A 12,424-nucleotide genomic window follows, 5' to 3' on the forward strand; every position below is an offset into this window, starting at 1 on the left:
CTTTCATACCTTTATTTCCTTAACTTGACGCGTATGGTATAAAGGAGTCTCTCCCCACATATCTACTGCATTAACATTGACACCTCTTTCTACAAGAGCATCTATTATGGCCATACTGCGAAATAAAGCAGCATAGTGTAAAGGAGTCCTTCTCCATATATTTATTGCATTAACATTTGCACCTTGTTCTATGAGAGCGTTTGCTATGTTTATACTATCAAGATAAGTAGTATTATGTAAAGGAGTATCTCCTTTTACATCTTTTTCATTAACATTTGCCCTTTTTTCCATGAGAGCCTTCGCTATATTTTCTAGGTTAAAGGAAGCCACCAAGTGCAAAAGAGTCGCTTTTTCACCATCTTTAAACACATAATTTATATCAAAGCCAGACTTTTCCCACTCTTCATATTCCTTTGAATATCTTTTCAGCTCATTTTGTATTTTTTCAATTACGTTATCTTTGCTTAAATCTTTGTCAACATTAACTAAATTCAATAATTCGTGCCAATTTGAAATTTCCATTGCTATAACCTTACCTTTAATTTTCAATAATGTATTTAATTATATGATAAGAAGTCAATTTAAATAAATTACACATATATGGAACTTATCAGATAAATATATAATATGAACTAGATTCCAGCGGGCTTTGTTGCATCACTATCTATGAAAGGCTAACTATACAAGCAGCTTATTGAAAATCTTATTTTTTGCAATCAATCTGATTAAATTTAAGAATAGTAATTTATTGTTTGTACTAGTAAATTTAATTCTACTTAAAATAGCTAAAGCATTGAAATTCTTGAATTCTAGCTAGATTAGTGAATGATAGTAAAACTTCTTTTACTTAAATTTAGATATTTACTGACTGTCCTTACTATAAATGCTAGAATAATAAGCTATTGATATTCTACATTTTTATCTTTTATCCATCGTAGATAGAGCCCAATGGCGTCAACTTAAGGAAAGATGTTAAGGAGTAAAATACTGTAAAAAATAGGACCTTTGGTTTCTATTTTATTTCAATAAAGAAGATATCAGTAAAGCTTATCTGTTAAGGTGTCACATAGAGGAGTGCTATAAACGACTCAAAGTAGAAGGAGAATTAGAGAATTTTTCTGGGATAAATTTAGAAACAAGAATTTTGTGCAAACTTGGTCATGTGCAATACTTCATATGTGTGATGCACAAGAGCCTTGGAACCCAGATCAAATTGCTGAGTATCGTTTAAATTTTTCAGTTTTATTTGGTGTAATGAGACAGAAACTTTATCAGGTGCTTGTTGGAACCAAAAAATTTCCAAGCCCTTTTTAAGTATACGCACTAAAGTTAACGTGAAGATTGTATAGCTGCAATAAAGTAGATAAGCCTAAACGCCATCATGCCTTTAGGAGAGCTTGCTAATTTATTCTCTTAAGTTAACGCCATTGCCTGAACAGATACATAAAAAAGTAGTACTTGCAAGAAAGAGTTACTTAAGAAATTAACTAACTTTGCTATTTTCTCTAACATACCTAGAAGAAATAGATACATTATCTAATGCAGTTCTAATACTAGCATTGTTCTCATTAACAACTACAGCTAGCTTAAAAGCATTCAAAGTATATTAACCATATAGAAACAGTACAGTACTTACTGCAGTAAGTGTATCTTGTAGCATAGCACTATTTTGAACTCGTGTTAAAATAGAATCGACACATTTATTATTACCTTTATACATAGCAAAGGCAAGTGGTTTAATGACATACGTCACTCCTGTAAGCTGCACAATATCTTTAGAAGTAAGGATATTTCGCAGTGTATCACTATTTTGAGCTCGTATAAAAATAGAATTGATACACTTGTTATTGCCTTTATATATAGCAAAGTTAAGTGGCGTTAAAGTATACGCTATAATATTTAAATACTGTACAATATTTCTAGAAGCAAGGATATCTTGTAATATACCATTTTCCTGGGCTTTTGTTAAAATAACATCAACATATCTTTCCTTGTTGTAATGTATGGCAAAGCCAAGCGATGTTAAGTTGTACATCAAACCATCTTGATAATTTATAATATTTGGAGCAGTAAGAATATCTTGTAGTATACCACTGTTTTGAGCTTGTTCTAAAATAGAATTAACACATTCATTATTGTCTCTATGTATAGCTAGGCTAAGCAGTGTTAAAGTGCGTCCTCCACCTGTTGGAAATCGTGTAGTATATCAAGTGATAAGAACTTTTAGTAAATCATTTCCTGAAACTGCTTCCAAGATATCGCTGATGCTCCTTCCATTCCATATGGATCTTTTTAGCTGAAAATACAAATCTTTTTGTTTTCGTGTTAAATTTTGATGATTTAGCATATTCTTGTAACCTCGTTTTAAAGTCAGTGCAGTTTAATTATTCTATGTTAGTATACACCAATAGAAAAAATTTCATCATATGTTCTGGAAAAAATTTACACAGGTTAATGAGGAAACCGTAAGAGAGAGCCTAAAAAAGGTTATAGAGAAGAAAAGTGGTAAGAATGTTGGTGTAGTATCCTCAATTATTATTAAAGGTAAAGATGTTGCTTTTGCTCTTGAAGTTACTGAGCCAAATGAAGAATTAAGAAAAAATTGTGAGCAAGCTGTTAAGGCGATACCGGGAGTAGGAAAGGTTACTGTAGTTGCTACTGGTCAAAAACAAGCTAGGCAACAAAAAGCTAAACTTCATATCGAAGGAGTGAAAAATATAATTGTCGTTGCTTCTGGTAAGGGAGGTGTGGGTAAGTCGACAGTTGCACTAAATCTAGCTCTTTCGTTAGCAGAATTAAAACATAAAGTTGCGCTAGTTGATGCAGATATATATGGTCCTTCGATTCCTAAAATGTTGGGCACTGAGAAATTGAAACCAGAAATACAGAGTGGTAAAGCAATGCCTATAGAGAAACATGGTCTCTATACTATTTCAATTGGCTATTTTATTGATAAGGACCGCGCAGCAATATGGCGTGGACCTATGATCACAAAAGCACTTTACAATTTGCTAATGGGAACAAGGTGGTCTGATATAGAATATTTAATCATTGATACACCGCCTGGCACTGGCGATGTACATTTAAGTCTGATGGAGAATTTTAGTTTAACTGGAGCAATAATAGTTTCAACTCCACAGGAGCTTGCTTTAGTCGATGCACAAAAAATTTATGATATGTTCACAAAGCTCAGCGTGCCAATTATCGGCATTGTGGAAAATATGAGCTATTTTGTTCAAGATAATTCAAAAATACACATATTTGGAAAAGGTGGTGCAAAAAAAATGTCTGAAGAGCTGGGAGTCAAACTCTTGAGCAGAGTTCCTCTAGATCCGCAAATATGTAGTGCTTCTGATTGTGGAAATCCTTCAATACTAAGTGAGGATTTAGTAAGGATTTATGAAGGCATTGCTAAAGATGTTAGGTCTTTTGTATGCAGTCTATAAAGTTTTTTTAAACTACTTTTAAAATAGGTAGAATGTAATTTTAGGTGAATAAAATATTTCAAATGGCAGCAGCTACCTCGTATCTGAGCAGACAATAGACTTCTTGGATAACTTAAGAAACAAGTAGTAGAAGCAATATTAGGGAAGGTATAAATTTTGAGCAGGTAAGTAAACTTGATGAAGAGAAGCTTCGAAGACTAAGAGGAGTAAAAAGAAAAACATTGGAAAAATAATAGAAATTTTAATAGAGGAAGAGGCCAAGAAAAAGGCAAGAGGAGGAAAAACAAATATATTTATTAATAGCACTCGAATATTTGTGTAAATACCGTACATATTTCCATATAGCGCAAAGCTATGGAATAAGTGAAAGTTCTTGCTAACGGCTGAATAGAAGATGCATTGATAAAACATCGAGATTTCAGGAAGATAAAGAGCTATTAAAGTTAAATAGGAGTATGCAAAAGTTTTATAAAAAGGGAATGTTCAACTCCCCCATAGAAGATCAAAAAATATCCTTAGGTTATCCAAGAAGTCTATTGTTGGTAAACATAAAAGGCTATTTGCCTTTTTATCTAGTTTATGCAGGAGGTCTAATATTTATTGTTGAGTGTGATTTTAGGCATGTCTGCTAAAACGCAACTTTTAAATCGCCAAAATTTCTCCTTGCCTTTACTAATTCCGATTCTTGGAGTGCACACATAATCTGGTTTGAGGTGATATTCATAGAGACAAAATTCATGACTTATAGTAAGGTCTTGTTTATTATGTTCTTTTGTAATGTTTAATTTTTTGCACAGTATGCCTGGCCCGCCTAAATTTGCTTCAAGCGGTTCAGTGAGCTTTAATCCTCGTATTAACACTGCTGCTGGGAATCCTTCTGCTTCTGTTACAATATTTAGACAATAGTACATTCCATATATAAAATATACGTACGAAAACCCTGGCGTACCAAACATTACTGAGGTTCGATTAGTATAGCCTCTTGCTGCATGACAAGCTGGGTCATCCATTCCTATATACGCTTCAACTTCAGTTATTATTCCACTAAAATTAGAAAATTTCAGCATCTTCCCTAGCAGCTCCCCAGCTACGGTTAAAGTTGGCCGTTCATAGAAATTTCTTGGTAATATTGTGTTATTCATCATAGAAGTACAAGTTACTTACATTTGTAAGCAAGTTATACTATTTTTGCTTTTTCTTATTTATTTAGTCAAGAGCATCTCTGAGAAGTAGAAGTTGGTGTTGTTGTCACATTTGTTACATCTGTTGAAGGCTGCTGTAAAACCTTGACTGATTCAGAGCTCTTTTGTTGCAATTGCGGTACTAACTCTTCATATAAAGATTTTGGCTCACGTCTCTTACCTATTTTGACTTCTTTATTTGCACGCAACTGCTCTGCAGTAACACCGTTGCCTTCAAGGAGAGTTACACCATTCTTACCATCAATGTTAACTTTAATTTTGCATTCTCTTTCATCAACATACCACTTTAAAGTCATTTCATATAACCCACTAATTATTTCATAAACTCTTTCCTCATTATCACTATCATTATTAATATAGCAACATGCCCCTCTCTTTTTTTCTTGATTAGGATGACAAAATGTAATTGTTCTTACACCATACTCTTTACATATACTACCGCCTAGAAGTTTAGCTATATCTACTCCTTCTTTATTGGCATGTAGCACAACTCTCACGGTGGGGTAAACAATATTACCTTCCCTTTTGCCTTCTTTTATCATTATGGACTCTATGGTATATACCTTCGATATCTCTGCCTTAATTTGGTCAGCAATCTTGCCTACAATCTCTTTACCATGATAGTGAGATTCTCCTTTCTTCGGAGAAAAAGGTTCTTTGTTTGTAGTATTAGTGAAAGGATCATTCTGTAAATCAAAGAATTTATCCCATTCTTCATCACTGTCTAATTTGATATATCCACGCTTGTTCTTGCCTGATACTGCATTCTGAATACTAGACGATCCTTCTGTTACAGTTGTACCAGAGCTATTGCTTTTACCTTTTAGAAGAACAAGATGCTCTTCTGACCTTTCTTCCTTACTCAACTTTGAAGCTGCATCACCAAAAGAAGGTTTCTCTACTATATGCGTGTAAGAATTTTTAACTCTACTCTCATTATCAGGTACTGTAGTAGCCCACAAAAGCTTTTTAATATAATCTAACATATGCCACCTCTTACCATTAACTAAATGTCAGTATGCAAACTTTGCTATAACTAATCAATAACTAAATTTACTCCAAATAAAATGAGCTGATAAAAAGGTATAAATTGAGATTAGGTAAAGCTTTTGGTATAATATCTAGTTAATTTTGAATAGGCAGGTGACCTCAGCTACAAAGACGTTTTTTATCTCATTTATTTTTGGGTTTATTCTCTTTCCCTATTTTATAAAACTTCTAAAAAAGATAAGTAAAGATGGACAACCAATCAGATCATATGGACCAGAAAGTCATTTAATAACAAAAAAGAATATACCACCTATGGGTGGAGTAATAATACTAACTTCTGCTTTATTACCAATCCTGCTTTGGACTCAATTAACACCAGAAATTTCATTGCTGGTATTTATAACTCTATTTTTTGCTCTACTTGGATTTATTGATGACTATTTAAAATTGAAGACAAATCACCACCGAGGTTTAAGTGCAAAAACCAAAATACTTATTCAGTTTGTCGTTACTCTGGTCTGTATGTTTATACTTAAGCTACAATCTGCTGAAGGTTTTACAAAAATTTCTCTATTTAGAGAAGTAGCAATCGACCTTGGCTATCTATATCTTCCGTTTGCTGCATTTGTAATTGTCGGCTCTTCTAATGCTGTGAATCTTACAGATGGCCTAGATGGCCTTGCTGCAACTCAAGCCATTACTTCCTTTGCTTTTTTGGGGCTAATTGCATACATAACTCAGGCAGATGTAAACATTACTTTATTCTGCATTGCATTTATAGGAGCTATTTTAAGTTTCTTGTGGTTTAACACACATCCAGCAAAAATATTTATGGGTGATGTTGGAAGCCTATCAATCGGTGCAGCTTTAGGACTCACTAGTGTTCTAATTAAAAAAGAAATGCTTTTTGCCGTTATTGGAATAATCTTTGTAATAGAGACTTTATCTGTGATTATTCAGGTATCATATTTTAAATATACAAAATTTAGATATGGAGCAGGAAGAAGAATTTTCCTTATGACACCAATACATCATCACTTTGAAAAGAAAGGGTGGTCAGAAAATACAATAGTTATAAAATTTTGGATAATTTCTATCGTTTGTTCGATTTTTGCTTTAACTTTCTTATTATAGGAACTATGAAATATCCAGATTTCACATTAGAAAATACATTATCAGGAATTATAGCAGGAGTAGATGAAGTTGGAAGAGGTCCGCTTGCCGGTCCAGTGATATCTGCAGCTGTAATATTTACTGATAGAGATACGGTTATTGATGGAATAAACGACTCAAAAAAGCTAACCCCTAAGTGTAGGCAAGTTCTATACGAAAAAATAACGTCTGTTGCAAAATTTGGTATAGGAATGGCAAGTGTAGAGGAAATAGACTCATACAATATCTTGCAAGCAACAAAGCTTTCAATGAAACGTGCGCTGGTAAATTTAGATTTAGAACTAGATTATGTGTTAGTTGATGGTAACCAACCACTTGAAGTGAAATGGCAAACAAAGTCTGTAGTGAATGGTGATAGTTTAAGTATATCAATTGCAGCCGCTTCAATCGTTGCAAAAGTTACAAGAGATCGACTTATGGAAGAATTGCATAATAAACATCCTCAATATAATTGGTATAAAAATAAAGGATATGGAACAAAAGAACACCTCAGCGCTATTGGCCTTCATGGAATTACGAAGCACCATAGAAAGAATTTTGCACCTATAAGAATACTATAGCCTTTAATCACTTACCTTTTTTGAAAGGTATGTTTTCATTAAACAGGCAGACTGTACTTGATCCGTTTCTTAAGGTAAATACCGAGTTTACTCTTTCAATTATCAGGTAGTCATCAACTGTACGAAAATTTATCAAGGACTCATATCCTGCAGAATCAACCATAAAAACTGCCGGGAAATCAGAGTTTATTTTATTAAATTGTAGATATGTAAATTTTCCGTCATCAAAAACCTTAATTGGTATTATTGATTGACTGCCTTTAACGTGCGATATGGAATAGTTAAAATTCAAGCCTTTCTTTATAACCTCAATATCACTTATATCAGGGATAGTGGTATAACTAGCTTGCTCTAGAATATCACCGTTACTCGTTGAATAAATTTCATCACTGTTGAACAGTGGATAAAGAAACCTTACTTCATATGCTAACCTTGGATCATCTAGCCCGTTTGCTTCTTCAGCATGAAATTCGAAATAATAAACTCTTTTATTGGTAATTATAGTTGCATTAGTATCGGCAATATCATCTATAGGCTTAATAAATAATCTATTACCTTGAGGAAGGAGTTGCCAACCGGTTGCATCACCCATTGAAAGACTCTCTATTACCTCCCCTGGCTCAAACAATATGCTGGATTGATAACCATAAAAGCCCGTGTACTTATGTATAGCCTGTGGATTATAATTCATTACCTTTATGTGATTATCACCAGCTATTGGTCTTGGTTCCTGTTTTGCAAGTGCATAACCACTACAAAAAAATAATAGTGCAACAAAGAGTACCCTAATCATAGTATCAAAATAAACTGATCTTTATTTTATCATTGATAGACATGTACTGCAACTATCAAACTATCCCAGTAGTAAGCGACAGAAAATGCAAGCTTCATAATAATTCATTACTGCAGGAAAAAATTCTTTAAACATTATTTTCATATATGTTAAAATGAGTTGTGAGGTAAATTAGGGAGTGTTAAATAAACCATACGCGTCAAGTTAAGGAAAAGTGGTATAAGGAAGAAAGGAAACGAAAAAAAACTATTTTATATATTAAGTAATAAAGTTATTAATTTATAGATTATTCTAGATAAGAACTCCCTAAAAAAATAAATGTAACAAATAAAATGCCCATCTCAAATGTTGCTATATTTCACGATATTTCCTTAACTTGACGCGTATGGTTTATTTAACACTTCCTGCAAATTAACTACAGATTTTATGTCTAAGTTACTCCACAAAATTTTTCCTTTCCTTATCCAAGATTCAAATTTATAGTATCGATTCCTTTTTATGAAATATGAAGCCATCTCAAGTTATAGTTAAGCCTATATTCAGTGAATTACTTTCACAAGTGCAATTGATTTTAGTGTTATACTGTTCTAACAGTAAAGAAGTCATATAGATAATAATGTCTTTTGTATCCAAACGAATATCATTTTTTTTTGTTAATTTGCTCACTAATAATGTACTTATTGATTTATGTTCATTTACTACTTTTATAGTGAGTAGTGTTTTATCTTCTGTTTTAGTCAGTAAAATAGACACTAATTCAATTTGTGCCACTGCACTGATTATAGTTATCACCATATTGGAAATTATCTTATTTATTTTTTCAATTAAGTTTTCTGTAGGACATTCACTTACTCTCCACTGAAGCTTTACTTTTTTTTTAATAAATAATTTTCTATATTGGATTTAGTCTTAACAAAGCTGCAATTATCTGATGAATGAGAATACGCTTGCTTCATAACTTTGTATTTATATATTAAATCATCGGAGCTTTCTTTAAGCAATGACAATGCTTCGTTTTGCATATTAGGGTTGTTTTCTTCAAGCTCTTCCAATCCACCCACTATTCCTTGCATAGAACTAGCAAAATCATGAAGAATTCGTCCTGATAGGCATTCTGTTATTAACATTATGTTTTTATTCATTGGATAAAAGTATAAATGATTTAAGTTAACCCTATATTGGTAGGCACGTAGTAGTCAATTTAAGAGAAAGTTTCGTTGCGCTTTTTGTGTCAAAGCATTAATGTAGTATTAATAATTATAAGATTTATGAAGGCGTTATGAATACTTATGCTAAATCTGGAATAGACCTTAAACTATATAACGAACTAATAAAAAAAGTTAAACCTATTATTGAAAAGACTAAAGGAGAAGAAGTAATTAGTGAAGTAGGATCATTTTCCGCATTGTTTGACTTTTCTTCGCTGAGTAAGAAATACGACCATCCAGTACTTGTTTCCTCAACTGATGGAGTGGGCACAAAACTATTAATAGCTCAAGAGGTGAATAAGCATGATACTATAGGTATAGACTTAGTTGCAATGTGTGTAAATGATTTACTTGCACAAGGAGCAACACCTTTATTTTTCCTTGATTACTTTGCAACAGGCGTTTTAAACAAAAACGTTTTATTGTCTGTAATCCAGGGCATTGCAGAAGGGTGCAAGGAATCTAAAATAGCATTAGTTGGTGGAGAAACTGCAGAAATGCCTGGAATGTATGGTAACAATCACTATGACCTTGCAGGGTTTGTGGTTGGTGTTGTTGATCGAAAGCAAATTCTTCCAAACTGTAGTATAATGAAAGCAGGTGACTGTGTAGTTGGTTTAGAATCAAATGGAATTCACTCAAATGGATTTTCTTTGGTGCGCCATATTTTTAAAAGCTTAGGTATAAATTATAATGATATATCTCCATGGAATAATAAATCTTGGGGTGAAATATTACTTAAGCCAACAAAGATATATGTTGATTCTTTGTTGCCTATTATGCTAAAGGTAAAAGGCATTGCGCATATAACAGGTGGCGGGTTAAGAGATAATATTCCAAGAATTCTCTCAGGAAATTTATTTGTAGACATAAATATTAATTCTTGGAAATGGCCAGATATATTTTTATGGCTGAAAGAAGAAGGCAAAATAGAAAAGAGAGAAATGTTAAAAACATTTAATTGCGGCATAGGTATAGTACTGATTGTAGATCCCGAGAATATGAAGGATGTGGAAAGTCATTTCCAAAAGCGTGGAGAAAAAATTGAGATTATTGGAAAACTTGATGAGGCATGTAACCCTCCACTTGATAGAGTAGTATTTAGTTAGTCTAACTTTACTGACAGTCTTTTTGCAACTTCTGAGTATGCTTCCTTTAAGTTTCCTAGATTTAAACGGAAAACATCTTTGTCTAGCTTTTTATGCGTATTTTTATCCCATAGCCTACAATTATCAGGGCTGATTTCATCGGCTAAAATGATTTTAGTGCTGTTGTTTATCAATTTACCAAATTCTAACTTGAGATCAACTAAATATATATTTGCATTTGAAAATAGGTCGACTAAGATTTTGTTGATCTTTAAAGTTGTAGTTTTAACTTCTTCCATTTCTTTATGGGATAACCAACCAAAATATAGTATGTGATTTTCATTCACCATTGGGTCGGCTAGGTCATCATTTTTGTAAAAAAACTCGATTATAGGAGATGTAAGTGTCTCACCTTCTTTGATATTAAAACGTTTGCAAAAGCTGCCAGCTGCAATGTTTCTAACCACTATCTCAAGAGGTATTATCTTGAGTTTTTTGACTAGCTGTTCTCTTTCGTTTAGAGTGTTTATAAAGTGCGTGCTAATTCCTGCTTCTTCAAGCTTTTCCATGATAAAAGCACTAACATGATTATTAATTATTCCTTTGCCCTCAATAATTTCATATTTTTCCTTGTTGAACGCTGTAACATCATCTTTAAAGTGCTGTATGACATTTAACGAGTCTTCAGTTGCTATAATGGATTTTGCTTTACCTTCGTAAATGATTTTATTCGGTAACATGATTAATTTAGCTGTATACTATAAGATAATATCAAATTGCTGCTTAGTTTACTACAAATTTGCTAATGACGTTTAGTGTTACAGTGTTAACCATATTTCCAGAAATGTTCCCCGGGTTTTTGAACTATTCTCTTGCCGGAAAAGCGTTAGAAAAAAAAATATGGAACCTTGAAGTAATAAATATTCGTTCTTTTGCAAAAGATAAACATTCAACTGTGGATGATGTTCCATATGGAGGTGGAGCAGGGATGGTTATGCGCCCAGATGTGATTGGTAATGCAGTTGATAATGTGCTTTCTGCTCATAAAAATACTAGATTTATTTATATGACTCCATCTGGTACAAAATTTAATCAGAGCATTGCAAAGGAGCTAACAGAAATTCCTCATGTAACAATATTGTGTGGTCGATTTGAAGGTGTTGACCAAAGAGTAATTGATGTGTATACTCCTTATGAGTTAAGTATTGGAGATTATATACTTTCGGGAGGTGAGCCAGCTGCAATGGTGGTTCTTGATGCATGTATTAGGCTTCTTCCAGGTGTAGTAAATAATTTCGATAGCGTTGCTGAAGAAAGTTTTAGTTATAGTGGTGGTATGCTTGAATATCCTCAATATACTAGGCCTGAGCAGTGGAGTAGGTACAAAGTTCCTGAGGTTCTGTTGTCTGGCAATCACAGAAAAATAAGTGATTGGAGAAGGGAACAGTCATATGTTAGAACAAAGGAACGTCGACCTGAATTGTTGAATGGAGATGATAAATGACAAACTTACTTGAAAAATTTAACGAACAACAAATACAAAGATTAGCCAAAGAGATGCCAGCTTTTTGTCCTGGCGATGATTTGAAGGTCACTTTTAAGGTAGTTGATAGTACGGGTGAGCGTATACAGATATTTGAGGGCGTATGTATATCAAAAAGAAATCGTGGATTACACTCTTCTTTTTCAGTTAGAAAGGTAAGTCATGGAGAAAGTATAGTATCACAATTTTTTGTTTACTCTCCTGCATTAATTTCAGTACAAGTGATAAGAAAGGGAAAGGTCCGTAGAGCAAAATTATATTATCTGTGCAAGCTATTTGGAAAAGCTGCAAGGATCAAAGAACGTACTACTTATGTTAAAAAAAAATCTAAGTAGATACAATAGGGAGTGATGTCAATTGTATCATCTCAAAACTCTCTCTTATTATCCCAGTGTGTGACGCACAACTGTACGTTTGCCTC

The 12,424-nt window shown here is 33.1% G+C and carries 14 protein-coding genes and 2 pseudogenes; 8 read left to right on the plus strand and 8 right to left on the minus strand.

What is annotated here, in order from left to right; translation table 11 throughout:
* Window positions 1–3: 3 nt before the first annotated feature.
* Window positions 4–522: an ankyrin repeat domain-containing protein gene (locus M1L26_RS00640; protein ID WP_250120222.1), complete on the minus strand. Its 519-nt coding sequence runs from the start codon at window positions 520–522 to the stop codon at window positions 4–6.
* A 499-nt stretch (window positions 523–1,021) separates the two neighbouring features.
* Here M1L26_RS00640 and M1L26_RS00645 point away from each other — a divergent pair.
* Window positions 1,022–1,404 (plus strand): annotated as a pseudogene (locus M1L26_RS00645) (IS4-like element ISWosp8 family transposase); the annotation flags it as partial.
* Between the two features lie 202 nt (window positions 1,405–1,606).
* On the opposite strand, the gene M1L26_RS00650 reads toward M1L26_RS00645, so the two are convergent.
* Window positions 1,607–2,164: a WD_0033/WD_0034 family tandem repeat-containing protein gene (locus M1L26_RS00650; protein ID WP_458695300.1), complete on the minus strand. Its 558-nt coding sequence runs from the start codon at window positions 2,162–2,164 to the stop codon at window positions 1,607–1,609.
* A gap of 262 nt (window positions 2,165–2,426) precedes the next feature.
* Here M1L26_RS00650 and M1L26_RS00655 point away from each other — a divergent pair, with 262 nt between their 5' ends.
* Window positions 2,427–3,446, plus strand: coding sequence for an Mrp/NBP35 family ATP-binding protein (locus M1L26_RS00655; protein ID WP_250120223.1), 1,020 nt, complete (start codon window positions 2,427–2,429; stop codon window positions 3,444–3,446).
* Window positions 3,447–3,595: 149 nt separating this feature from the next.
* Window positions 3,596–3,820: pseudogene (locus M1L26_RS00660) on the plus strand (helix-turn-helix domain-containing protein); the annotation flags it as partial.
* A gap of 216 nt (window positions 3,821–4,036) precedes the next feature.
* Here M1L26_RS00660 and M1L26_RS00665 read toward each other — a convergent pair.
* The gene (locus M1L26_RS00665) at window positions 4,037–4,588 is read right to left on the minus strand and encodes a DNA-3-methyladenine glycosylase (RefSeq protein WP_012481934.1); all 552 of its coding nucleotides are present in this window, start codon (window positions 4,586–4,588) and stop codon (window positions 4,037–4,039) included.
* 68 nt (window positions 4,589–4,656) lie between these two features.
* Window positions 4,657–5,634, minus strand: coding sequence for a hypothetical protein (locus M1L26_RS00670; RefSeq protein ID WP_250120224.1), 978 nt, complete (start codon window positions 5,632–5,634; stop codon window positions 4,657–4,659).
* Between the two features lie 157 nt (window positions 5,635–5,791).
* On the opposite strand from M1L26_RS00670, the gene mraY reads away from it, so the two are divergent.
* Together mraY and M1L26_RS00680 are read left to right on the plus strand one after the other, a co-directional pair.
* A complete protein-coding gene (gene mraY / locus M1L26_RS00675; RefSeq protein WP_250120225.1) occupies window positions 5,792–6,772 on the plus strand; it encodes a phospho-N-acetylmuramoyl-pentapeptide-transferase in 981 nt (326 codons plus the stop codon).
* A 5-nt stretch (window positions 6,773–6,777) separates the two neighbouring features.
* A complete protein-coding gene (locus M1L26_RS00680; RefSeq protein ID WP_211907682.1) occupies window positions 6,778–7,371 on the plus strand; it encodes a ribonuclease HII in 594 nt (197 codons plus the stop codon).
* Between the two features lie 7 nt (window positions 7,372–7,378).
* Here M1L26_RS00680 and virB9 read toward each other — a convergent pair whose 3' ends face one another.
* The 3 genes from virB9 to M1L26_RS00695 all read right to left on the minus strand — a co-directional run bounded on the left by virB9 (window position 7,379) and on the right by M1L26_RS00695 (window position 9,306).
* Window positions 7,379–8,164: a P-type conjugative transfer protein VirB9 gene (gene virB9 / locus M1L26_RS00685; protein ID WP_211907681.1), complete on the minus strand. Its 786-nt coding sequence runs from the start codon at window positions 8,162–8,164 to the stop codon at window positions 7,379–7,381.
* A 516-nt stretch (window positions 8,165–8,680) separates the two neighbouring features.
* Window positions 8,681–9,046, minus strand: a complete 366-nt coding sequence (locus tag M1L26_RS00690; RefSeq protein WP_125855783.1) for a histidine phosphotransferase family protein — start codon at window positions 9,044–9,046, stop codon at window positions 8,681–8,683.
* Complete coding sequence (locus M1L26_RS00695; RefSeq protein ID WP_012481935.1) at window positions 9,031–9,306, minus strand: hypothetical protein; 276 nt, start codon at window positions 9,304–9,306, stop codon at window positions 9,031–9,033. Before M1L26_RS00695 ends, M1L26_RS00690 begins: the two co-directional genes overlap by 16 nt.
* 137 nt (window positions 9,307–9,443) lie before the next feature.
* Between M1L26_RS00695 and purM the strand changes: the two genes are divergently transcribed.
* Window positions 9,444–10,481, plus strand: coding sequence for a phosphoribosylformylglycinamidine cyclo-ligase (purM, locus tag M1L26_RS00700; protein ID WP_250120226.1), 1,038 nt, complete (start codon window positions 9,444–9,446; stop codon window positions 10,479–10,481).
* Here purM and purC read toward each other — a convergent pair.
* Window positions 10,478–11,200 carry a phosphoribosylaminoimidazolesuccinocarboxamide synthase gene (purC, locus tag M1L26_RS00705; protein ID WP_211907679.1) on the minus strand — a complete coding sequence of 241 codons (723 nt, stop codon included), beginning with the start codon at window positions 11,198–11,200 and terminating at the stop codon, window positions 10,478–10,480. The two genes, purM and purC, sit on opposite strands and share 4 nt — an antisense overlap.
* Window positions 11,201–11,265: 65 nt before the next feature.
* Between purC and trmD the strand changes: the two genes are divergently transcribed.
* Both trmD and rplS read left to right on the plus strand, forming a co-directional pair.
* The gene (gene trmD, locus M1L26_RS00710; RefSeq protein WP_211907678.1) at window positions 11,266–11,964 is read left to right on the plus strand and encodes a tRNA (guanosine(37)-N1)-methyltransferase TrmD; all 699 of its coding nucleotides are present in this window, start codon (window positions 11,266–11,268) and stop codon (window positions 11,962–11,964) included.
* Entirely contained in the window at window positions 11,961–12,338 is a 378-nt protein-coding gene (rplS, locus tag M1L26_RS00715) for a 50S ribosomal protein L19 (RefSeq protein WP_064085768.1), read from the plus strand. The genes trmD and rplS overlap by 4 nt, the downstream gene beginning before the upstream one ends.
* Window positions 12,339–12,424: the final 86 nt, after the last annotated feature.

Origin of the sequence: Wolbachia endosymbiont of Ostrinia scapulalis, assembly GCF_023559145.1 — a bacterium.
Taxonomy (GTDB): domain Bacteria; phylum Pseudomonadota; class Alphaproteobacteria; order Rickettsiales; family Anaplasmataceae; genus Wolbachia.

Excerpts from the sequence above, each read along its gene's own strand:
- M1L26_RS00670 (WP_250120224.1), bottom strand. The coding sequence starts at position 5,634 with ATGTTAGATTATATTAAAAAGCTTTTGTGGGCTACTACAGTACCTGAT.
- M1L26_RS00640 (WP_250120222.1), bottom strand. The coding sequence starts at position 522 with ATGGAAATTTCAAATTGGCACGAATTATTGAATTTAGTTAATGTTGAC.
- rplS (WP_064085768.1), top strand. The coding sequence starts at position 11,961 with ATGACAAACTTACTTGAAAAATTTAACGAACAACAAATACAAAGATTA.
- M1L26_RS00665 (WP_012481934.1), bottom strand. The coding sequence starts at position 4,588 with ATGAATAACACAATATTACCAAGAAATTTCTATGAACGGCCAACTTTA.
- M1L26_RS00680 (WP_211907682.1), top strand. The coding sequence starts at position 6,778 with ATGAAATATCCAGATTTCACATTAGAAAATACATTATCAGGAATTATA.
- M1L26_RS00695 (WP_012481935.1), bottom strand. The coding sequence starts at position 9,306 with ATGAATAAAAACATAATGTTAATAACAGAATGCCTATCAGGACGAATT.
- purM (WP_250120226.1), top strand. The coding sequence starts at position 9,444 with ATGAATACTTATGCTAAATCTGGAATAGACCTTAAACTATATAACGAA.
- purC (WP_211907679.1), bottom strand. The coding sequence starts at position 11,200 with ATGTTACCGAATAAAATCATTTACGAAGGTAAAGCAAAATCCATTATA.
- M1L26_RS00655 (WP_250120223.1), top strand. The coding sequence starts at position 2,427 with ATGTTCTGGAAAAAATTTACACAGGTTAATGAGGAAACCGTAAGAGAG.
- virB9 (WP_211907681.1), bottom strand. The coding sequence starts at position 8,164 with ATGATTAGGGTACTCTTTGTTGCACTATTATTTTTTTGTAGTGGTTAT.
- trmD (WP_211907678.1), top strand. The coding sequence starts at position 11,266 with ATGACGTTTAGTGTTACAGTGTTAACCATATTTCCAGAAATGTTCCCC.